This window comes from Mesobacillus jeotgali, from assembly GCF_031759225.1.
Taxonomy (GTDB): domain Bacteria; phylum Bacillota; class Bacilli; order Bacillales; family Cytobacillaceae; genus Mesobacillus; species Mesobacillus jeotgali_B.
The window spans coordinates 3,306,814-3,328,349 of the sequence record NZ_CP134494.1 but is presented as its reverse complement, the minus strand read 5'-3'; the positions used below and the strand labels follow the sequence as shown (position 1 = coordinate 3,328,349).

At 44.6% G+C, this 21,536-nt stretch carries 20 protein-coding genes and 1 other annotated feature; of the genes, 18 read left to right on the top strand and 2 right to left on the bottom strand.

From position 1 onward, the window contains the following. Positions 1-362 precede the first annotated feature (362 nt). On the top strand, positions 363-1,124 hold the full coding sequence (locus RH061_RS16815) for a tRNA threonylcarbamoyladenosine dehydratase (RefSeq protein ID WP_167831662.1): 762 nt from the start codon (positions 363-365) through the stop codon (positions 1,122-1,124). Between the two features lie 34 nt (positions 1,125-1,158). Here RH061_RS16815 and RH061_RS16810 read toward each other — a convergent pair whose 3' ends face one another. Continuing rightward, positions 1,159-2,433, bottom strand: coding sequence for a replication-associated recombination protein A (locus tag RH061_RS16810; protein WP_311071887.1), 1,275 nt, complete (start codon positions 2,431-2,433; stop codon positions 1,159-1,161). A 209-nt stretch (positions 2,434-2,642) separates the two neighbouring features. On the opposite strand from RH061_RS16810, the gene cymR reads away from it, so the two are divergent. The 5 genes from cymR to recD2 all read left to right on the top strand — a co-directional run bounded on the left by cymR (position 2,643) and on the right by recD2 (position 8,988). After that, positions 2,643-3,065 (top strand): cysteine metabolism transcriptional regulator CymR, encoded by a 423-nt coding sequence (gene cymR, locus RH061_RS16805; RefSeq protein ID WP_041967745.1) that lies wholly within the window; start codon positions 2,643-2,645, stop codon positions 3,063-3,065. A gap of 280 nt (positions 3,066-3,345) precedes the next feature. Beyond that, on the top strand, positions 3,346-4,500 hold the full coding sequence (locus tag RH061_RS16800) for a cysteine desulfurase family protein (protein WP_311071885.1): 1,155 nt from the start codon (positions 3,346-3,348) through the stop codon (positions 4,498-4,500). Positions 4,501-4,562: 62 nt separating this feature from the next. After that, positions 4,563-5,678: a tRNA 2-thiouridine(34) synthase MnmA gene (gene mnmA / locus RH061_RS16795; RefSeq protein WP_311071884.1), complete on the top strand. Its 1,116-nt coding sequence runs from the start codon at positions 4,563-4,565 to the stop codon at positions 5,676-5,678. Between the two features lie 159 nt (positions 5,679-5,837). Continuing rightward, on the top strand, positions 5,838-6,497 hold the full coding sequence (locus RH061_RS16790; protein ID WP_311071883.1) for a tetratricopeptide repeat protein: 660 nt from the start codon (positions 5,838-5,840) through the stop codon (positions 6,495-6,497). A gap of 31 nt (positions 6,498-6,528) precedes the next feature. Then, the gene (recD2, locus tag RH061_RS16785) at positions 6,529-8,988 is read left to right on the top strand and encodes an SF1B family DNA helicase RecD2 (protein ID WP_311071881.1); all 2,460 of its coding nucleotides are present in this window, start codon (positions 6,529-6,531) and stop codon (positions 8,986-8,988) included. Positions 8,989-9,038: 50 nt separating this feature from the next. Here the strand turns inward: recD2 and RH061_RS16780 are convergent, their stop codons facing one another. Next, positions 9,039-10,049 carry a LysM peptidoglycan-binding domain-containing protein gene (locus RH061_RS16780; protein ID WP_311071880.1) on the bottom strand — a complete coding sequence of 337 codons (1,011 nt, stop codon included), beginning with the start codon at positions 10,047-10,049 and terminating at the stop codon, positions 9,039-9,041. A 199-nt stretch (positions 10,050-10,248) separates the two neighbouring features. Between RH061_RS16780 and RH061_RS16775 the strand changes: the two genes are divergently transcribed. From RH061_RS16775 to RH061_RS16720, 12 genes are all read left to right on the top strand, one after another. Continuing rightward, the gene (locus RH061_RS16775; RefSeq protein WP_311071879.1) at positions 10,249-10,725 is read left to right on the top strand and encodes a PRC-barrel domain-containing protein; all 477 of its coding nucleotides are present in this window, start codon (positions 10,249-10,251) and stop codon (positions 10,723-10,725) included. 9 nt (positions 10,726-10,734) lie between these two features. After that, entirely contained in the window at positions 10,735-10,926 is a 192-nt protein-coding gene (locus RH061_RS16770; RefSeq protein ID WP_023627194.1) for a hypothetical protein, read from the top strand. 33 nt (positions 10,927-10,959) lie between these two features. Then, positions 10,960-11,085, top strand: coding sequence for a YrzQ family protein (locus RH061_RS16765; RefSeq protein WP_251027810.1), 126 nt, complete (start codon positions 10,960-10,962; stop codon positions 11,083-11,085). 412 nt (positions 11,086-11,497) lie between these two features. Beyond that, positions 11,498-12,577, top strand: a complete 1,080-nt coding sequence (locus RH061_RS16760) for an AI-2E family transporter (protein ID WP_311076438.1) — start codon at positions 11,498-11,500, stop codon at positions 12,575-12,577. A 64-nt stretch (positions 12,578-12,641) separates the two neighbouring features. After that, positions 12,642-12,854 (top strand) — a binding site (T-box leader). Positions 12,855-12,929: 75 nt separating this feature from the next. Then, positions 12,930-15,563 (top strand): alanine--tRNA ligase, encoded by a 2,634-nt coding sequence (gene alaS / locus RH061_RS16755; RefSeq protein ID WP_311071877.1) that lies wholly within the window; start codon positions 12,930-12,932, stop codon positions 15,561-15,563. 79 nt (positions 15,564-15,642) lie between these two features. Continuing rightward, the gene (locus tag RH061_RS16750; protein ID WP_023627198.1) at positions 15,643-15,912 is read left to right on the top strand and encodes an IreB family regulatory phosphoprotein; all 270 of its coding nucleotides are present in this window, start codon (positions 15,643-15,645) and stop codon (positions 15,910-15,912) included. A gap of 1 nt (position 15,913) precedes the next feature. Further along, positions 15,914-16,330 carry a Holliday junction resolvase RuvX gene (ruvX, locus tag RH061_RS16745; RefSeq protein WP_251612193.1) on the top strand — a complete coding sequence of 139 codons (417 nt, stop codon included), beginning with the start codon at positions 15,914-15,916 and terminating at the stop codon, positions 16,328-16,330. A 17-nt stretch (positions 16,331-16,347) separates the two neighbouring features. After that, a complete protein-coding gene (locus RH061_RS16740; protein WP_311071875.1) occupies positions 16,348-16,635 on the top strand; it encodes a DUF1292 domain-containing protein in 288 nt (95 codons plus the stop codon). A gap of 579 nt (positions 16,636-17,214) precedes the next feature. Continuing rightward, on the top strand, positions 17,215-18,357 hold the full coding sequence (mltG, locus tag RH061_RS16735; RefSeq protein ID WP_311071873.1) for an endolytic transglycosylase MltG: 1,143 nt from the start codon (positions 17,215-17,217) through the stop codon (positions 18,355-18,357). A 308-nt stretch (positions 18,358-18,665) separates the two neighbouring features. Further along, positions 18,666-19,304, top strand: a complete 639-nt coding sequence (locus tag RH061_RS16730) for an O-methyltransferase (RefSeq protein WP_311071871.1) — start codon at positions 18,666-18,668, stop codon at positions 19,302-19,304. A gap of 5 nt (positions 19,305-19,309) precedes the next feature. Then, positions 19,310-20,239 (top strand): peptidase U32 family protein, encoded by a 930-nt coding sequence (locus RH061_RS16725; RefSeq protein WP_311071870.1) that lies wholly within the window; start codon positions 19,310-19,312, stop codon positions 20,237-20,239. 27 nt (positions 20,240-20,266) lie between these two features. Beyond that, positions 20,267-21,535, top strand: a complete 1,269-nt coding sequence (locus RH061_RS16720) for a peptidase U32 family protein (protein ID WP_311071868.1) — start codon at positions 20,267-20,269, stop codon at positions 21,533-21,535. The last annotated feature ends 1 nt before the right edge of the window (position 21,536 follow it).

Sequence of the window (21,536 nt, the reverse complement as noted above, 5' to 3'; positions counted from 1 at the left end):
CTACTTAAAGGGGATAATATCAGAAATGCATGGTTTTTTTGATGTCTCAACCATGTTAAGGACAAATTTGTATATGGATCTTGATGAAAATTTCATAACGGACAGTTTTTATCATTTGAGTCTTTAGTTTGTCCGATAGGGGCCTTCTAATGGACAAATATTAGAAAATCAGCCATCGGTTTGTCTGATAGAACTCCTCAAACAAACACTTCTTAGTGCTTCAGCCTTTTTTTATAAGTAGCACTACCAAGACTTACATACACATTAATTCCTATAAAAATACTTGAAATTGATGGCGGGTATGTTATATTCAAAAGCGGGTATAGATAGTAACATTAATCTTAAATTTGGAGTGAGTATGGATGCTTCATCAATTTTCTCGTAATGAATTGGCCATTGGCAAGGAAGGCCTCGATATAATGAAGAATAGTACCGTCGCGGTTTTAGGAATAGGCGGGGTTGGTTCGTTTGCGGCAGAAGCTCTGGCAAGGTCTGGAGTTGGCAAGCTGATTTTGATTGATAAGGATGATGTTGACATCACGAATGTCAACAGACAGCTAATCGCTCTTCTTTCAACTGTTGGCAAGCAGAAAGTGGAAGTGATGCGCGACAGAATCATGGATATAAATCCTGAATGCGAAGTCATTGCGTTGAAAATGTTTTATACAGAAGAAACCTATGAAGAGATTTTTGGCTATGACTTGGATTTTATCGTTGATGCATCGGATACGATCTCTTATAAAATCCATTTGATCAAGGAAGCGATCAAGCGCGACATCCCAATGATTTCTAGCATGGGAGCAGCTAATAAGATGGACCCGACCCGGTTCCAGATTGCTGATATTTTCAAGACCCACACTGACCCGCTTGCTAAAGTGATTCGTACTCGTCTGCGAAAAGAAGGCATCAAGAAGGGGATTCCGGTCGTATTTTCAGATGAAAGCCCAATCGTGATCCGCGAAGATGTCCGAAAAGAGGTCGGCAATGATAATGCGGAAATCCGGAAAGCGAAAATGCCGCCATCATCCAATGCTTTTGTTCCATCAGTAGCAGGGCTCATCATGGCAAGCCATGTTGTCCGAGAGCTGTTGAAGGATATTGAAATTGAACGTGTAAATAGTTAAAAATAAGCGGAAGAGCCGTAATTGGCACTTCCGCTTATTTTTTTTGCCCTGTGATTCTTTCGTAAATCGCAGCAATTGCCTGTTCGAATTTACCTGTTTTCTTTGGCTTGTAATAGACCTTGTTCTTGATCCTGTCCGGGAGATACTGCTGTTTGACCCATCCTCCTTCATAATCATGAGGATATAAATAATCCACGCCTCTTCCCAGGTCTTTGGCGCCTTTATAATGGGCATCCTTTAAATGGTCAGGAACTTCGCCGCTGATTCCAGAACGGATGTCAGCCAGTGCCAAATCAAGGGCAACATAAGCAGAATTGGACTTTGGTGACAGACATAGTTCTATAACTGCATTGGCCAATGGTATCCTTGCTTCCGGAAAGCCAACCCTTTCCGCTGCTTCTATGGCGGCCAGCGTCCTTTGTCCAGCCTGAGGGCTTGCCAGTCCAATATCTTCATAGGCAATCACAAGGAGCCTCCGGTTAATGCTGACGAGGTCACCTGCTTCGATCAATCTTCCAAGATAATGGAGGGCGGCATTCACGTCGCTGCCCCTGATGGATTTTTGGAAACCTGAGAGCACATCATAGTGTGCATCACCGTCTTTATCGTGTGAAAGGCTTTTTTTCTGCATGCATTCCTCTGCAGCGGCCTCATCTATATGAATGACACCATCTCCATCTGGTTCGGTGGAAAGCACAGCGAGTTCAAGAGCATTCAGTGAGCTTCTCACATCTCCTCCTGAGGCTGTGGCAAAATGGGTGAGCGCCGATTCGGTAATCTCAATCTTCAAGTCCCCAAGGCCTCTTTCGTCATCGGAAATGGCCCGGCGCAATGCTTTTTTAATATCCTCTGGTTCAAGTGGCTTCAGTTCGAAAATCTGGCATCTTGACCGGATTGCGGGATTGATTGCGTGATAAGGATTACTTGTCGTCGCTCCAATCAAGACAATCATCCCGTTTTCAAGATAAGGAAGCAGGAAGTCCTGTTTCGCCTTGTCAAGGCGGTGAACTTCATCAAGAAGAAGGATTACCTTACCTGACATTTTCGCCTCAGCGGCGACTACTTCCATATCTTTTTTATTATTGGTAACAGCATTCAGTGTCCTGAAAGCGAAATTCGTGCTTCCTGCAATGGCGCTGGCAATCGAAGTTTTTCCGATGCCAGGCGGACCGTAAAGGATCATCGAAGATAATTGCCGAGCCTTGACCATCCGATTTATGATTTTTCCTTCAGCTACAAGATGGGACTGGCCAATCACTTCCTCAATTGTCCTCGGCCTCATCCTGAAAGCAAGAGGTTTAAGATTCATGCTCATCGCTCCAATAACGCATATTTCGTATATATACAATAACACGAACGGGGGACTTGCGCATGGTACACGCAATTTGTGCTATAATTGCAAAAGCCTACCTATTAACTAAGGATTTTGATACTATTTATAGTGAGAGAATGCCTTATGGGGCATTTAAATATATCTGATAAAATAACACACTTTAAAAAATGGAATAGAGGTGCAATATGAAAATATCGACGAAAGGACGCTATGGATTGACGATCATGATCGAGCTTGCCAAGAAATATGGAGAAGGCCCGATATCACTGAAATCCATTGCGCAAACTAATGACTTATCAGAGCATTACCTGGAGCAATTGGTTGCACCGCTCAGGAATGCCGGCCTGGTGAAAAGCATCAGAGGAGCATATGGAGGTTATATACTCAGCTCAGAACCTTCTACCATCTCAGCTGGGGACATCATCCGTGTCCTCGAGGGGCCCATCAGCATTGTCGAAGGGATAGAGGACGAGGAACCAGCCAAACGTGAACTCTGGACAAGAATCAGGGATGCGGTCAAGGACGTACTCGACAATACCACAATCGAAGACCTCGCCAACCACTCCGACAACTTTGGCGAGTCTGACGCTTATATGTTTTATATATAAAATCCACACATTTTGAATGCTGCTGGAGTGAGTATGTAGCACAGTTTATGAAAGTTAGTGGCTCTGTTATAGCCCATCGAGGTTTTATATAACCTGTTGATTGGAGTGGAAGGCGCGAAGACTCCTGCGGGATGAGAAAGTCATGGGGAGACCCCGCAGGCGCTTAAAGCGCCGAGGAGGCTCCACGACTTCCCGCGGAAAGCGAAGCGCCTGGAACAGAAATCAACAGCCAAAATTTACAGAGCCAATTTAAAAAATCTTCTGAAGAGAGGGTAAGACTTTGGAAAGAATCTATTTGGACCATGCAGCCACAACACCGATGCATCCGGATGTTCTGGCTGAAATGGTCAAGGTAATGGAAGCGGAATTCGGCAACCCTTCAAGCATCCACCATTTTGGTCGTGAAGCGAGGAAAATCCTTGATGACACCCGCGATGAACTGGCGAAGAGCATCGGGACGAAGGGAAACAATATTATTTTTACGAGCGGCGGCACTGAAGCAGATAACCTGGCCATCATCGGTTATGCGGAAAGCAACCGCTCGAAAGGACAGCATATCATCACAACGCAGGTTGAACATCATGCTGTCCTTCATAGCTGTGAGGAATTGGAGAAGCGTGGATTTGAGGTCACGTATCTGCCGGTAGATGAAAATGGACTGGTTTCTCTTGGGAAAATAGAAGAAGCGTTACGGGACGATACAATTCTTGTGACAATCATGTATGGAAACAATGAGGTGGGCACGATCCAGCCTATACAAGAGATTGGTGGTATGCTAGCTGATCATCAAGCGGTTTTCCATACAGACGCTGTCCAGGCTTATGGCATTGAAAAATTGGATGTCGAAGAACTGAAGGTTGACCTTCTTTCTGTCTCAGCCCATAAAATCAATGGTCCCAAGGGGATTGGCTTTCTTTATATCAGGGAAGGGATCAAGCTGTCAAGACAGATTTTCGGTGGTGAACAAGAAAGGAAACGCCGTGCCGGTACAGAAAATGTCGCGGCAATTGCCGGGTTCCGCAAAGCCGTTGAGCTATCTCAAAAGGAGCTTGAAACGAAGCGCCGCTTCTATAATGATCTAAGGAATCTGTTCATCGATAAACTCGAAATGAGCGGAATCTCTTTCCAGCTGAACGGATTGCTTGATAAATCACTTCCTCATATTTTAAACTTAAGCTTTCCGGGTACGAATGTCGAAGCGATGCTTGTCAATCTTGACCTATCTGGCATTGCTGCTTCTAGCGGCTCGGCCTGTACTGCTGGGTCAATCGATCCTTCCCATGTGCTGGTCGCGATGTTCGGAAAAGAAGCTGATAAGCTGACAAATTCCATCCGCTTTAGCTTTGGCTTGCACAATACGAAGGAACAGATTGAAAAAGCAGCCGAGGATACTGCGAAAATTGTCCGCCGTCTTGCGAAAAGTAGCCAGGTTTAGAAAAATAACCAGGTTTGAGGGAAGAATAAGTTTTTAAAGGAAGAGAAAAGAGGTGAAGCATAATGGAAAAATCACCTAAGGATACAAGAGTGGTGGTTGGGATGTCCGGGGGTGTTGATTCATCAGTTGCTGCGCTCATTCTGAAGGAGCAGGGCTACGATGTGATTGGCATTTTCATGAAGAACTGGGATGATACCGACGAAAACGGTGTCTGCACGGCTACCGAGGATTACGAGGATGTGATCCGCGTCTGCAACCAGATCGGCATTCCATATTATGCGGTCAATTTTGAAAAACAATATTGGGATAAGGTTTTCACTTATTTCCTGGATGAATATAAAGCAGGCAGAACGCCGAATCCAGACGTCATGTGCAACAAGGAAATCAAGTTCAAAGCATTCCTTGAGCACGCTATGAACCTTGGAGCGGATTATTTGGCGACAGGCCACTATGCACGAGTCGAAGATCGGGACGGGGAACGCAAGATGCTCCGCGGCCTTGATGAAAACAAGGATCAGACCTATTTCCTGAACCAGTTGAGTCAAAGCCAGATTGAAAAAGTTCTGTTTCCGATCGGCAATCTGGAAAAATCCCGAGTCAGGGAGCTTGCCAGAGAAGCGAACCTTGCCACGGCAACCAAAAAAGACAGTACAGGCATCTGCTTCATTGGTGAAAGGAATTTCAAGGAGTTCCTTGGAAATTATCTCCCGGCACAGCCAGGCAATATGGAAACGATGGATGGCCAGGTAAAAGGGAAGCATGACGGCTTGATGTATTACACGATCGGTCAGCGCCAGGGTCTTGGCATTGGCGGCTCGGGCGAACCCTGGTTTGTTGTCGGCAAAGATCTTGAACGTAATGTTTTGCTGGTTGAACAAGGCTTCCATAATGAGCTGCTGTACTCGGACAGCATCACAGCTGTTAATGTCGGTTTTGTATCTGACAGGGAGAAGCCTAGGGTTTTCGAATGTACAGCAAAATTCCGTTACCGCCAGCCTGATAATGCTGTAACGGTTGAGCTTCAGGATGATGGAACAGCGAAGGTTCTGTTCAAAGAACCAATTCGCGCCGTGACACCAGGACAAGCCGTCGTTTTCTATGATGGTGAAGAATGTCTGGGCGGCGGTACGATTGACGAGATTTTCAAGAATGGAAACAAACTGACATATGTCGGCTAATCCTGATCAAATCCCCGGCGGGACAGCTTCGCCGGGGATTGCTTTTTGATCAGGATCTTTCAGGGATTTTTTACGCTTTTCACTCTTTGAAAGGCACCCACTATAGAGTCTAAATCCCCCTTGATATGGTATACTTTCATGGAGAATGGAGTGTTAAATATGGATAAAAATCAGACAGGTATTCAGTTGATGCAAGAAGGAAAGTGGGAAGAGGCGGCCAAGACATTCGCCGAAGCGATAGACGAACAGCCAAAGGATCCGGTTGCATACATAAATTTTGGGAACGTTCTTACCGCGGTAGGTGACACGGAAAGGGCAATGAATTTTTTCGATAAAGCAATCAGCCTTGATGAAAATGCTACAGCAGCATACTACAGCAAGGGCAGCGTTTATTACGATAACCAAAGCTTCGATGAAGCCAGAAAGATGTTTGAGCTGGCCATGAAAAAAGGGCTGGACAATGGAGACAACTTTTTTATGCTAGGGATGAGCCTCGCGAATATGGGCAGCAGCAAATTGGCTCTGCCATACTTACAGAGGAGCACCGAGCTCCTCGAAAATGATGCTGAAGCCCATTTCCAATATGGACTATGTCTTGCAAGGGAAGGATTTATCGATGAAGCGATTAAAGCACTTGAACAGGCAATCGCACTGGACCCGGAGCATGCAGACGCCCTCTATAATCTTGGGGTAGCATATGGCTACAAGGAAAATGGAGAAAAGGCACTTGAAATGTTCAATCGGGCATTGGAAATACAGCCAGACCATCTGCTGGCAGGGCACGGCAAGAAATTGATTGAGGGTCAGGACCTTCAGTAATTAAAAGTCATTGGCGGAAGGGGGAAGTACTTTGGACAAACAGGACTCGCTTGATTTGTTTTCAGAACAGGGGAAGTTCATGAAAGGAAAACATCTTGTTACCATTTTTCATAATGAACAAAATCTTTACACAGTCCTGAGGATCAGGGTCGAGGAAACAAATGAGCAGTACGAGGATAAAGAAGCGGTCATAACAGGGTATTTCCCCCGGATTCATGAACAAGAGTCTTACATTTTCTTCGGTGAGATAAAAGAGCATCCTAAGTTCGGTGCACAATTCCATGCGACTCATTTCCGCAAGGATTTGCCACAGTCAAAGCAAGGGATCATCAGCTACCTTTCAAGTGATCTATTCAAGGGGATTGGAAAGAAAACGGCTGAGAAGATTGTCGATACGCTCGGGGAAAAGGCGATAACCAGGATTATCGAGAACCCGTCAGTCCTTGACCAAATTCCGAAACTGGCACCTGAAAAAGCTAAGGAACTGTATGACACATTGATGGAGCATCAGGGCCTTGAACAAGTGATGGTGGCATTGAACGAATATGGTTTTGGCCCTCAGCTGTCGATGAAGATTTATCAGGTCTATAAAGAAAATGCGATTGAAGTGATTCAGAACAACCCTTATAAGCTCGTGGAGGATATCGAAGGCATCGGTTTCGGCAGGGCGGACGAGCTAGGGAGTCAGCTCGGCCTTACGGGCAACCATCCGGATCGGATCAAGGCGGCCTGTCTATATACCCTAGAGAGTTCTAGTATCCAGGGCGGACATGTTTTCATGGAAGCAGAAGAGCTGCTCGTCGATGTGAAAAAACTGCTTGAGGACAATCAGAATATAGAAATAGAATTCACTGATATCTCGAACGAAATCATTAAGCTTGGTGAAGAAGGTAAGCTGGTTGCCGAAGAGCAGAGAGTCTATTTGCCGTCCCTTTATTATTCGGAAAAAGGCCTGGTTGTGAATATCAAAAGGATTCTTGAGCAAACAGAATATGAAAATCAATTTCCTGAATCGGAGTTTCTTCTTGCACTTGGAGAGCTTGAGGAGCGTTTGGGTGTCCAGTACGGACCAAGCCAGAAGGAAGCGATCCAGACAGCGCTGATGTCACCAATGATGATCCTGACAGGCGGCCCCGGCACGGGGAAAACGACGGTCATCAAGGGGATCGTAGAGCTATATGCAGAGCTTCACGGTTGTTCGCTGGACCCAAAGGATTATAAAAAAGAAGAGCCGTATCCCTTCTTGCTTGCAGCTCCGACCGGCCGGGCGGCTAAGAGGATGACTGAGTCAACCGGGCTGCCTGCCGTGACCATCCATAGGCTGCTGCGCTGGAATGGTGCGGAAGGATTTGACCATGATGAAGACCAGCCGCTAGATGGGAAGATTCTGATTATCGATGAAACATCAATGGTTGATATATGGCTGGCACATCAATTGTTCAAATCGCTGCCTGACAATATTCAGGTCATCGTGGTGGGAGATGAAGACCAGCTCCCATCTGTAGGTCCTGGCCAGGTACTAAAGGATCTATTGGATTCAGGAAGGGTCCCGACGGTCAGGCTGACGGATATTTACAGACAGGCTGAAGGCTCTTCAATCATCGAACTTGCACACCAAATCAAAAATGGATCCCTGCCAGAGGATATTTCCGCACAACAGCCAGACCGTTCGTTTATAAAGTGTACAACGAGCCAGATTCCCCAGGTAGTTGAAAAAGTTGTCGCAAATGCCAAAAAGAAAGGGTATTCTCCAAGGAATATCCAGGTGCTGGCGCCAATGTACCGGGGCCCGGCTGGCATTGACCGTTTGAATGAACTATTGCAGGAACTGTTCAATCCGAATGATGATGGTACCAGGAAAGAGCTTGCATTCGGCGATGTAAAATACCGCATCGGCGATAAAGTCCTCCAGCTGGTCAATCAGCCTGAAGCCAATGTTTTCAATGGTGATATGGGTGAAGTTGTCGCGATATTTTACGCAAAGGAAAACACCGAAAAACAAGATCAGCTGATCGTTTCCTTTGACGGAATTGAAGTCACCTATAACAGGCCGGACCTGTCGCAAATCACCCACGCATATTGCTGTTCCGTGCATAAATCCCAGGGCAGTGAATTTCCGATCGTCGTTCTGCCGGTGGTAAAAAGCTACTACAGGATGCTGCGCAGGAATTTGATTTATACCGCGATTACCAGGAGTAAGCAATTCCTCATACTGGTTGGCGAAGAGGATGCGCTGAAAATGGGGATTGAACGTGGTGAAGATACTGCAAGGAATACTACGCTCGTTGAAAAACTTGTACAATTACTGCCTGAACTGCAAGGTGAAACAGAAACAAACGAACTAAGCATGCGACAGCCAGAACCTAAGCTACAAAGCGAACATTCCGATAAAGACGAAGAAGTCGATTATCTCGACATCATCAAAAAAGCTGACCCGATGATCGGGATGGGAAACCTGACTCCTTATGATTTTATGGAGGAAGGGAGCTAATCAGAAGAACCCACGTTAAGTAGCGCGGGTTCTTTTTTGGCTTATCTTCATTATCTCATGGTTGCAGAAATTTCCTGCATTTTGCGAGTAACCATAGGATAAAAGTGACTTTTAGCGTCAGCAGTGGAATTGCCGCCGAAGAAGTCTGTTCCTGGGCAGGTTTTTACCACATGGCCTTGCCCTTCATCCAAAACTCTTTCTCCTGAGTTGATATCCCACCAGTGATGGTACGTAATTGTGTCAATTGAAGGACTGAGGCCGAATCGCATCATCAGCAGTGCAGTGACGGTAAGGATCGTTTCCCTTTGCTCAGCAGTCATTTGGTTATTCCCGGCATCAAAATTCCCTACATTCTCGATTGCCAATGCATCTGCTTCTATCTCGCGCATGACTGATTCATTTAACAATCCAAATGATCCTTCAGGGGGGATGTTAAATGACCTGCCTACAGCTACCTTGCCATCAGGGAATGTCGTCAGCTGCTGGCTGATGGTGCTCCATTTCATAGAGTTTACATGATAATCTTCCATACCCTTCAATAAGGTGAAGTGGTTGTTGCCATTAAATTGCTGATAGGATGGCTGATACGTATGGTGCTGCTGGATTTTTCCGATTTTTCGTGTGAAAAGATGGTTGAAAACCCAATCCCTGAATTCATCTCTTGTCATCAATACATACTGGCCTTGCATGTCCAATTTTTTAGGCGGAATCCTTAATTTCTGTCCCACATAAATCATATTCGTGTTCAAGCCATTGGCTGTTTTGATTGATTGGACAGTAGAATTAAAAGAGACTGAAAGCTTCCATAATGTGTCACCGGGAACGACCTCATACTCGATGGGAACTCTCAATTTTTGGCCAACCAGGATCAAGTCAGATTGCAATCCATTGATTAGCTTGAGATCTGCTACTGATGTTTTATAGGTTGACGCTATCTTCCATAAATAATCTCCTGGCTTTACTTCATAGGTATTTCTTGGATTATTGACTGCTAATGCAGGAGATAGGTTCATCAAAAGGAAGATGAAAGTGATGGACAGTATTGCAAAACATTTTCTCATGCTGTAGTTCCTTTCGTGTTATATTTCACCCTACGGTATTCGGGCTTGACCACTTTCCTTCTCAATTAGTTTGTTATTCTGCATAAGATTTAAACGGATTTTAGTCTTTAATTTCAAACCGATGAATGGAAATCCTTACACCACATGAATTTAGTAATGCGGTGGAAACTAAGAGTGTTCGGAAAGGCGGGACACACTTTTGCGGACATTTTCACTTTTAAAGGGACTGCCTGTATATGAATTGGCGAGTGGTCAAAAACTGGGCGAAGTTTGTGATGTGAGCATTTCTGGCAATGGAAGCGTAGTGGGCTTACTTGTAAAAAAGGGTGCGTTCATCAAGAAAACGTTTCAGGTGAAAGTGGATCAGGTTTCATCCTTTGGTGAAGATGGGGTCATGGTGGAAGACAAATCAGCCTTGGAGCGATTGGAGACAGAGCCTGAATATACATTCGAGCATAATGAGGGCCTTGCAGGGAGAAAGCTCCTGTCGAAAGAGGGGGAGCAGCTTGGCTTATTGGAAGATGTATATTTTATGGAAGAATTGGGCACGATTGTAGGGTACGAATTAACGGATGGCTTTTTTTCGGATATCGCGAATGGGAAGCGTGTCATTAAGACCTCTGGTCCGCCTGCAATCGGAAAGGATGCCATCGTCGTCACTGTCAAATCGAGATGAGGTGTCCTTATGTTAAGTTGTCCCAATTGCAGGAGCAAGGATATCGGTAAAATTGGCATCAACCAATATTACTGCTGGAATTGCTTTATCGAACTGTCTCTGAACAAAGGCTTGATCCATACCCATCAAGTCGAAGAAGATGGAACATTGAGCTCACTTGATGATTTATTTGAAGAAGATCAACGTCAATACGGCATATAAAATAAATCGAAGAGGTGAAGCACATTGAATAAAATGTTAACCTCCATAATCGCTTTTGGTGCTGGCATGGCAGCTTACAACTATACGTCCAACAATAATATGATGTCAGGCAGAAAAATGAAGAAGCTTGGCAGGAAAATGACGAAAGCTTTATTTTAATATGCTGCGACAGTCTTGACGATTAACCCCTGTAATTTTTGCAGGGGTTTTTACTGTGTAAGGAAAGTAATTGGATATTATTTTTCCATTAATATACATATTACGCGATAAGTCGCTTTTCTTACTCAATTAAGCATCATCTTTAAGAAATTATTGGAGTTTATTGCGCAATTTTTCAATTTCTTAAGAGAATAATTTTTCCAATTGTACTTTGTTAGAAGTATTTAACATATACCCTTGCATGGATAACAAGAAAATTCATTACATTAATAAAAATTAATCGTAACTGGAGGATATAAAAAAATAAGCCATGAAAAATGCTCAAATCAGCATGGTAAATTCCCTCTATTGTCTAAAAATGCATAATCCACCACCTTTCTTTCAAGAATAAACAGGAAGGAGGGTGAAGATGATGAATATCCAGATGAAATGGTTTTACCGGCTTGGATTCCTTCTCCTTTTATTCATTGTGCTTTTTGTTTTCATCAAATTACAGTCCATCTGGGTTCCGTTTTTGGAAATTTTGATTTCGCTGCTTGTGCCTTTTTCAGTGGCTGCGTTCATTACATATTTGCTCCACCCGATTGTTGAGACGCTTCATCAAAGAGGGCTTCACCGCGGAATCTCGATCTTGATCATTTATATTTTATTTTTTGGCGGAGCCGGCTTTGCTTTTTACAAAGGAATACCAGCAATGATCCGCCAGCTGGGTGACCTGGCGGAGAATGCCCCGTATTTTGCCGAGCAATATAGGCAGATGGTCAATAATATCGTTGATCAGACCTCGACTTGGCCGGCTGGTATCCACGAGAGAATCGAGGATGGAATTACCCGGATGGAACAATGGCTTGATGGAGTGCTCGCAGGTGCAATGACATTCCTGATGGATATCATTAATTCAATTTTTACGATTGCGGTAATCCCGTTCATTGCTTTTTACATGCTGAAGGACTTCGAGGTCATGAAAAAAGCGGCCTGGTATCTGACGCCCCGGCAGTGGAGACAGCCAGGCACAAAGTTCCTGCATGAGGTCGATAAGTCTCTTGGAAGCTATATCCGCGGGCAACTGCTCATTTGTCTGATCATTGGTGTCCTTTCCTCATTGTTTTTTTGGATGGCTGGCATCAAGTATTCACTGCTGCTAGGTGCGATTGTCGGGATTACAAATGTAATTCCATATTTCGGGCCGATTATCGGAGCGATTCCGGCTGTCATCATTGCAGCGACAATGTCGGTGAAAATGGTGCTTCTGTCACTCGTGATTGTCTTTTCCCTGCAGTTCCTCGAAGGAAATATCCTGTCACCGCTGATTGTCGGCAAAAGCCTGCATATGCATCCGCTGATGATCATGTTTGCACTGCTGGCGGGAGAAGAGGTTGGCGGCATCCTTGGCCTTATTCTTGCCGTTCCGGTCCTTGTGGTATTAAGAGCTGCGCTAATCCATGCAAAAGACCATATCATACTTGAAAGAAAGAAAGAACGGCCGTCGTAATTTTTGCCAAGTCGTTTGACAAAGTGCAACAGGCTATATATAATTCGGCTATAGATTAATAATTCGAAAAATGTAGAAGGAACGAGTATGTTATAGACCATCGTCCAGAGAGGAATTCACAGGCTGAGAGAATTCCCGGTGAAGGATAACAGAAGGCTATTCCGGAGTGCAGGCAAAACCTGCCGTAGCAGCTGCGTTAAAGCGTTTTTGAGAGATGGGCGCCGAGTCTTTGCGTCCATAATCAGGGTGGTACCGCGAGCAAGCTCTCGTCCCTGTCCAGGGATGAGGGCTTTTTTTGTTGCCTAAAATCCCTGAAAGCTTAAATTTCATTTAGGTTTAGGAGGTTAGTTTTATGAAAAAACTGACAGGTGCTGAAATCAGAAAAATGTATCTTGATTTCTTTAAGGAAAAAGGCCATGCAATTGAGCCGAGCGCATCGCTCGTACCTCATGATGATCCTTCCCTTCTTTGGATCAACAGTGGTGTAGCAACTTTGAAAAAGTATTTTGACGGCCGTGTAATCCCGGCAAATCCGCGAATTACAAATGCGCAGAAATCGATCCGTACAAATGATATCGAGAATGTCGGCAAAACAGCGCGTCACCACACGTTCTTTGAGATGCTAGGAAACTTCTCAATCGGCGATTACTTCAAGGTAGAAGCGATTGAATTCGCGTGGGAATTCCTTACGGATGAAAAATGGATCGGTTTTGATCCTGAAAAGCTTTCCGTAACCATTCACCCGGAAGATGACGAAGCTTTCAATATCTGGAGAGAGAAAATCGGTGTTCCTGAAGATCGAATTATCCGCCTTGAGGGGAACTTCTGGGATATCGGTGAAGGTCCAAGTGGGCCTAACACAGAAATCTTCTACGACAGAGGTCCTGAGTACGGCAATGATCCTGAAGATCCGGAACTGTACCCTGGCGGAGAAAATGATCGTTATCTGGAAGTTTGGAACCTTGTGTTCTCCGAGTTCAACCATAATCCTGACGGAACCTATAGTCCGCTGCCAAAGAAAAACATCGATACAGGCATGGGACTGGAACGTATGGCTTCTGTAGTCCAGGACGTTCCGACAAACTTTGAAACAGATTTGTTCATGCCAATCATCAACGCGACTGAAGAAATCTCCGGTGAAAAATACGGACAGTCCAAAGAGAAGGATGAAGCATTCAAAGTCATTGCAGACCACATCCGCACGGTAGCTTTTGCTGTAGGTGACGGTGCACTTCCTTCGAATGAAGGCCGCGGCTATGTACTTCGCCGTTTATTGCGCCGCGCTGTACGTTATGCAAAAAAGCTGAACATCAACCGTCCGTTCATGTACGAACTTGTTCCTGTTGTTGGAGAAATCATGCATGACTTCTATCCGGAGGTAAAAGAGAAGACAGACTTTATCCAGAAGGTCATCAAGAATGAAGAAGACCGTTTCCATGAAACGCTCAACGAAGGCCTTGCAATCCTTTCTGAATTGATCAAGAAGGAAAAGGAAAAAGGAAGCGGCATGGTTCAGGGTGGTGATGTCTTCCGTCTTTATGACACATACGGATTCCCTGTTGAATTAACAGAAGAGTATGCGGAAGAAGAAGGCTTGAAGGTCGACCATGAAGGCTTTGAAAAAGAAATGGAGCTTCAGCGTGAAAGAGCACGTGCTGCACGTCAGGATGTCGGTTCCATGCAAGTGCAGGGCGGAGTTCTCGGGGATATTAAAGAAAATAGCGAATTCGTCGGTTATGACAATTTTGAAACAAACAGCAAGATTGTTGCTTTGGTAAAGGAAGGCGAGCTTGTTGAAGAAGCGAACGCTGGTGATGAAGTCCATTTCATCCTTGATGTAACACCTTTCTATGCGGAGAGCGGCGGCCAGATCGCTGATAAGGGAACGCTCGAAGCAAATGGAGTGATGCTATCGGTCAAGGACGTAAAGAAAGCTCCAAACGGCCAAAACCTTCACCATGCAGTGGTAGTAGAAGGAACTGTTACAAAAGGACTTGAAGTGACAGCTAAAGTTGACCAGGATAATCGCGCGAGAATCATTAAGAACCATACAGCAACACACTTGCTGCACCAGGCATTGAAGGATGTACTTGGCGGTCATGTCAACCAGGCAGGGTCTCTTGTCGAGCCTGACAGACTGCGTTTCGACTTCTCTCATTTTGGCCAGGTGACTGCAGAAGAACTTGAGCAAGTTGAAGCAATCGTCAACGAAAAAATCTGGAGAAGCATCCAGGTCGAGACGAGCTTCAAACCGATTGCAGAAGCGAAAGCAATGGGTGCAATGGCATTATTCGGTGAAAAATACGGCGATATCGTCCGCGTTGTAAAAGTTGGCGACTACAGCCTTGAGCTTTGCGGTGGCTGCCATGTTCCAAACACATCTGTCATCGGGTTGTTCAAGATTGTATCCGAAGGCGGTATCGGTGCAGGAACGAGAAGAATTGAAGCAGTAACTGGAGAAGCAGCATACAAAGTACTGAATGATCAGATCGGCATCCTGAAAGATGCTGCAGCGAAACTTAAGACTTCTCCTAAAGAGGTTGCAAACAGAATCGATTCTATGCTTGCTGAAATGAAGCAGCTTCAGCGCGAAAATGAATCTCTATCAGCAAAATTGGGTAATATTGAAGCTGGAAGCCTTACGTCCAAGGTCAAAGAAGTCAATGGTGTCCAGTTGCTGGCAGCCCGTGTCGAAGCAGCTGATATGAACAGCCTGCGGAATATGGCTGATGACTTGAAGCAGAAACTTGGTTCAGCGGTCATCCTGCTTGGAATGACTGACGGCAGTAAAGTGAACCTGATTGCAGCTGTGACAGATGACCTGATCAAGAAAGGCTATCAGGCTGGAAAACTGATCAAGGAAGCAGCAGCAATCTGCGGCGGAGGCGGCGGAGGCCGTCCTGATATGGCCCAGGCTGGAGGAAAGGACCCATCAAAACTCGACAATGCGCTTCAATTTGCCGAAGAATGGGTAAAATCAATTTGATATAAAAGTAAAGTAGTGTAGAATGAAGGTATCTTGAAGAAAATTTTACCGGCCATTTTTTAAAAGTGAGGTGCATTCGATGAGCTCTTTTGACAAGACGATGAGATTTAATTTTCCCGAAGAGCCTTTTGAGCATGATGCAAATGAAGTCCTGCTGCAGGTGTATGAAGCATTGCAGGAAAAGGGATATAACCCGATCAACCAGATTGTCGGTTATTTGCTCTCTGGCGACCCGGCCTATATTCCCCGCCATCGGGATGCCCGCAATATCATCCGCAAGCTGGAGCGGGATGAAATTATCGAGGAACTGGTTAAATCCTATTTAAGGAACCATCGAGAGGGGAAATAAATTGCGGATCATGGGACTGGATGTCGGCTCGAAAACAGTCGGCATTGCCCTGAGTGATGAGCTAGGATGGACTGCTCAGGGTCTTGAAACATTGAAAATCAACGAAGAAGAAAATGTGTTTGGTTTTGATGAAATTGGTAAAATAATAAAAGAGTACGAAGTCGGCAAAGTTGTCGTCGGGCTGCCTAAAAACATGAACGGCACTATTGGCCCGCGCGGAGAGGCCAGCCAATTCTATGCACGTGAATTGGAGGAAAGGTTCGGAATCCCCGCCATCCTTTGGGACGAGCGCCTGACGACAGTGGCTGCAGAGCGGGTTTTGCTCGAGGCAGACATGAGCCGCAAAAAAAGGAAAAAGGTCATTGATAAAATGGCTGCAGTAATGATTTTACAAGGCTATTTAAACAGCCAAAATTAAATTGAGGTGACTACACAATGGATCACGGAGAAAACAACATCACAGTAGTAGACGAAAACGGCAACGAACAATTATGCGAAGTACTTTTCACATTTGATTCCGAAGAATTCGGCAAGTCATATGTGCTTTATTATCCAGTAGGTGCAGAGGATAACGATGACGAAGAAATCGAAATCCACGCATCTGCATTCACCCCTTCAGAAGACAACGAAGATGGCGAACTAATGCCAATCGAAACGGACGAAGAATGGGACATGATCGAGGAAATGCTAGAAACATTCCTTGCTGAGCAGGACGAAGAATAAAAGTGCAATAAGGACCAGGCGGATCCATTGAAGCCTGGTCCTTATTTTTTTGGATAACCTATCGGCCAAGCAGGGGGAGAAATCCCTGGCTGTGTCCGATAAAAGGGCTATATCGGACAAACAGGGGAGAGAATCTTCGAAAAGTGTCCGATAGAAGAGTTCTATTGGACAAACAGAAGTAAAAAATCCAGGGAAGTGTCCGATATAAGGGCTCTATTGGTCAAACTGAGTGAAGGAATCCCGGAAAGTGTCCGATAGAAGAGCTCTATCGGCCAAACAGAAAGAAGAAATCCTAGAAATTGTCTGATAGCAGGGCTTTATCTGCCAAACAGAGGGAAAAAGCCTTGGTAATTGTCCGATAGACCAAATTAAACCCACAGTATTGGCTTCCCCCACGAACAAGCACTGGCAAGTATGTGTTCCCCTCTTGTTCTGCTGTCGAATCCTCAGTTTATTTGTCGTCGAGAGTATTTTTTCGTAATTATTTGCAAATAAAAATAGAAAATATAGTATAATGATTCGAGATGTGAAAATAGGGAGTATCCAGGAAATTCTTATTGTTAACTGGAGGGGGAACTTATGTCTGACGAAAAAAATATAAAAACAGATAAAAAGAAGCTGATTGCTGAGAAGTTAGTCGAGCAGCAAAAGGAAGCGAGAATCGTGAGAAAGATTGTGTTCATCACTTCAATCATGGCAATTCTGCTCATTGGAGCGATTGGCGGGGGCGGCTATTACTATATTAAAGAAGCCCTGAAGCCGGTGGATGAAAACAGCAAGAAAACAGTTGATATCAATATTCCGATCGGTTCGTCAACAACTGGAATCGGACAGATTCTAGAGGATAAAGGAATCATCCGAGATGCTCGAGTCTTTAAATATTATGTGAAGTTCAAAAACGAAGCTGGCTTTATGGCCGGCGACTATAAAATGAAGCCTTCCATGACGCTTCCAGAAATCGTCACAAGCTTGAAAACCGGGAAGGTCATGCAAGAAGTTGTCATGAAAATCACGATTCCTGAGGGTAAGCAATTGAAGCAGATTGCTGGGATTATTGCTGAAAAGACACAGCAGGATGAGGAAGAGATTTTCAAACAGCTGAACGATAAAGAATTCATCAATAAAATGATGGTCAAATATCCTGATGTTCTTACAGAGGACATCCTGAAAGAAAATGTGAAATATCCACTTGAAGGCTATCTGTTCCCGGCAACCTATCCATTTTACTCTGAAAAGCCGACTGTCGAGGAAATCGTGACGGTCATGCTGACAAAGACAAAAGAAGTACTTGGTGAATTCAGGGGCCAGATGGAAGAAAAAGAAATGACAACACATGAATTGATGACGATGGCATCACTGATTGAAGAGGAAGCAACAGAGAAAGTAGACCGCGATAAGATTGCAAGCGTCTTCTACAATCGACTGGAAGATGGAATGATGCTGCAAACAGATCCGACTGTCCTGTACGCACATGGCGAACATAAGGAACGGGTATTCTATAAGGATCTGGAAATTGACGACCCTTATAATACCTACAAAATACAGGGTTTGCCACCCGGTCCAATCGCCAATCCCGGGGTAATGTCAATCGAAGCCACACTGGCTCCGGCTGATACGGACGATATGTATTTCCTGGCAACCTCTACCGGAGAAGTGTTATTCTCCAAGACACTTGCAGAGCATAACCGCAAAGTCGATGAACATATCACAAATAAAAAATAACCGTAAAATAAAGGGAAATGCAGAAAGGTTAGCATTTCCCTTCTTATTGTGATAAAATAATACAAGTGTTTTTTTCTGTGTCCAATAGTATGTCATTGTCTAGCAAAAGCTCATAATGTGAGCATAGATCTATTTGATAGCGTGTATTGCAGTAATAGGAGTTATGGCTTTTACCTTATGAACCTGTAAGGCAACATGGCCTGATGGTGTGCCCTCTTAAACTGTGAACGCTATTTTTTCATGCTTGGACAGTCATTCTAAATATCTACTCTGGCTGAGATAGAGCCATTGAATAGAGGTGAAGCAGCTTGCTTAGTCAAGAGCTGCAAAGTTATATAGATTCTTTAATACAGCCCAGGAATGGTCTCCTTTCAGAGATGGAAGAGTATGCAGAACAAAATGGTGTACCGATCATGGAGCCCGCAGGTATTGAAACCATGCTCCAGCTCTTGAGAATCCAGCAGCCGCAAGCGATCCTGGAGGTAGGAACAGCAATTGGCTATTCCGCACTAAGAATGGCATTCTCGCTCCCACAAACAAAGGTAATCACTTTGGAGCGTGATGAGGAAAGGTTCGAGCTTGCTGTTGAGTATATTAAGCGAGCAGGCCTGCAGGAGCGGATTATCCAAATTCAAGGAGATGCCCTTGAGCTGGAAGAGGAAGTCGCCGGCCATGGTCCCTTTGACGCCATTTTTATTGATGCAGCCAAAGGGCAGTATAAGCGCTTTTTTGAAATATACTCCAGGTATTTAAAACCGGGAGGAATGATCATTACGGATAATGTCCTATTTAAAGGGCTTGTATATAATCAGGAAGCAGATAGCAGAAGGTTACGCAGCCTGGTAAAAAAAATAGACGAATTCAACCGCTGGCTTGCAGCCAATCAGGAGTATGATACTGTCATCCTGCCGATAGGCGATGGTATAGCGGTTAGTAAGAAGAGGTGAACGGAATGAATAAACCTGAATTATTGGTAACTCCAAAGAGCGTTGAGGATATTATTCCACTGTCAGAAGCAGGAGCAGATGCTTTCTTGATTGGTGAACAGAAATTCGGACTGCGTCTTGCTGGCGAGTTTAGCCGTGATGACGTGAAGCAGGCAATCGAATTGGCACACTCCAAGGGCAAGAAGGTTTATGTGGCGATGAACGCATTGTTCCACAATGAAAAAATTGATTTGCTAGGTGATTATCTTACATTCCTTAAGGATGTCAATGCGGACGGAGTCACTTTTGGCGACCCGGCAGTACTGATGGCTGCAAAGGAATATACACCGGATATGAAGCTTCATTGGAGCACGGAAACAACAGGCACAAACTGGTATACTTGCAACTATTGGGGCAGAAAAGGTGCAAAACGCGCCGTTCTTGCAAGGGAAATCAATATGGACGCGATTGTTGAAATCAAGGAAAATGCTGAGGTTGAAATCGAGGTACAGGTTCATGGAATGATGAACATGTTCCAATCTAAGCGGCCACTGCTTGGACATTATTTTGAATACCAAGGCAAGGCGCTTGAAGTTGAGAATCGTAAACAAGAACGCAATATGTTCCTTCACGATAAAGAACGTGAAAATAAATATCCTATTTTCGAGGATGAAAATGGCACTCATATCATGAGTCCTAACGATATTTGCATTATTGATGAACTAGCGGAGCTTGTGGAAGCTGGGATCGATTCTTTTAAAATTGATGGCATCCTGAAGAGCCCCGAATATATTCTTGAAGTCACGAAGCTGTACCGCAAAGCCATTGATTTGGCTGTTGAGAATCCAGAGCAGTACGACGAAGAAAAGGATGGCTTGCTGGAAGCGGCGGAAGAACTGCAGCCGCCAAATCGCCCGCTGGATACAGGATTCTTTTTCAAAGAGACGGTTTATTAAAAGTAAGAACTATGAGGAGGTTGCGTAATGGCAGCAGTAGCAGATAAAATCTCGCAAATTGTTGACGGTAAACGTGTTATCGTAAAAAGACCAGAACTGCTTGCGCCAGCCGGAAATCTTGAGAAATTGAAGATTGCCGTCCATTATGGTGCAGATGCCGTTTTTATTGGCGGACAGGAGTATGGCCTGCGCTCGAACGCAGATAATTTCACTTTTGAAGAAATGAAGGAAGGCGTTGAATTCGCCAAGAAATACGGTGCAAAAATCTATGTCACTACAAACATTTTTGCCCACAATGAAAATATCGATGGTCTTGAAGACTATCTATTAGGCTTGAAGGGAGCAGGCGTGCACGGCATCATCGTCGCTGATCCTCTGATCATCGAAACATGCCGCAGGGTCGCTCCAGAGATTGAAGTCCACTTGAGCACACAGCAATCCCTTTCAAATTGGAAGGCTGTCCAGTTCTGGAAGGAAGAAGGACTTGAGCGTGTCGTTCTTGCTCGTGAAACAAGTGCAGATGAAATCAAGGAAATGAAGGAAAAAGTAGACATCGAAATCGAAACCTTCATCCACGGCGCAATGTGTATTGCCTACTCAGGCCGCTGTACATTAAGCAATCACATGACAGCACGTGATTCAAACCGTGGCGGCTGCTGCCAGTCTTGCCGCTGGGATTATGATTTGTACACACTTGAAGGAAATGAAGAGAACGCATTGTTTGCTGAAGGCGACTCACCTTTCGCGATGAGCCCTAAGGACCTTAAGCTGATCGAGTCCATCCCTCGCATGATCGAGCTTGGAATAGACAGCTTGAAAATTGAAGGCCGCATGAAGTCAATCCACTACATTGCAACAGTAGTAAGTGTATACCGCAAAGTGATTGATGCTTATTGCGCAGATCCTGAAAACTTCGTCATCAAGCAGGAATGGCTTGAAGAATTGGACAAATGTGCGAACCGTGAAACAGCAACTGCCTTCTTTGAGGGAGTTCCTGGGTATAAAGAGCAAATGTTTGGAAACCATAGCAAAAAGACAACTTTCGATTTTGCTGGTCTTGTGCTTGATTACAATGCTGAGACACAAATGGTGACACTTCAGCAAAGGAACTACTTCAAGCCTGGCGACGAGGTTGAATTCTTTGGACCAGAAATCGAGAACTTCACACATGTGATTGATAAGATCTGGGATGAAGATGGCAATGAACTGGATGTTGCCCGCCATCCGTTGCAAATCGTGAAGTTCAAGATGGACAAGCCTGTCTACCCAAATAACATGATGCGGAAGGAGAAGTAAA

What these genes read in the sequence shown, in the direction of transcription:
- RH061_RS16790 (WP_311071883.1), top strand. Translation starts at nt 5,838, where the DNA reads ATGGATAAAAATCAGACAGGTATTCAGTTGATGCAAGAAGGAAAGTGG.
- RH061_RS16720 (WP_311071868.1), top strand. Translation starts at nt 20,267, where the DNA reads ATGGCAGCAGTAGCAGATAAAATCTCGCAAATTGTTGACGGTAAACGT.
- RH061_RS16770 (WP_023627194.1), top strand. Translation starts at nt 10,735, where the DNA reads ATGTTAAGTTGTCCCAATTGCAGGAGCAAGGATATCGGTAAAATTGGC.
- cymR (WP_041967745.1), top strand. Translation starts at nt 2,643, where the DNA reads ATGAAAATATCGACGAAAGGACGCTATGGATTGACGATCATGATCGAG.
- RH061_RS16815 (WP_167831662.1), top strand. Translation starts at nt 363, where the DNA reads ATGCTTCATCAATTTTCTCGTAATGAATTGGCCATTGGCAAGGAAGGC.
- RH061_RS16750 (WP_023627198.1), top strand. Translation starts at nt 15,643, where the DNA reads ATGAGCTCTTTTGACAAGACGATGAGATTTAATTTTCCCGAAGAGCCT.
- RH061_RS16765 (WP_251027810.1), top strand. Translation starts at nt 10,960, where the DNA reads ATGTTAACCTCCATAATCGCTTTTGGTGCTGGCATGGCAGCTTACAAC.
- RH061_RS16810 (WP_311071887.1), bottom strand. Translation starts at nt 2,433, where the DNA reads ATGAATCTTAAACCTCTTGCTTTCAGGATGAGGCCGAGGACAATTGAG.
- alaS (WP_311071877.1), top strand. Translation starts at nt 12,930, where the DNA reads ATGAAAAAACTGACAGGTGCTGAAATCAGAAAAATGTATCTTGATTTC.
- RH061_RS16725 (WP_311071870.1), top strand. Translation starts at nt 19,310, where the DNA reads ATGAATAAACCTGAATTATTGGTAACTCCAAAGAGCGTTGAGGATATT.
- RH061_RS16740 (WP_311071875.1), top strand. Translation starts at nt 16,348, where the DNA reads ATGGATCACGGAGAAAACAACATCACAGTAGTAGACGAAAACGGCAAC.
- RH061_RS16760 (WP_311076438.1), top strand. Translation starts at nt 11,498, where the DNA reads ATGAATATCCAGATGAAATGGTTTTACCGGCTTGGATTCCTTCTCCTT.
- mltG (WP_311071873.1), top strand. Translation starts at nt 17,215, where the DNA reads ATGTCTGACGAAAAAAATATAAAAACAGATAAAAAGAAGCTGATTGCT.
- RH061_RS16780 (WP_311071880.1), bottom strand. Translation starts at nt 10,049, where the DNA reads ATGAGAAAATGTTTTGCAATACTGTCCATCACTTTCATCTTCCTTTTG.
- mnmA (WP_311071884.1), top strand. Translation starts at nt 4,563, where the DNA reads ATGGAAAAATCACCTAAGGATACAAGAGTGGTGGTTGGGATGTCCGGG.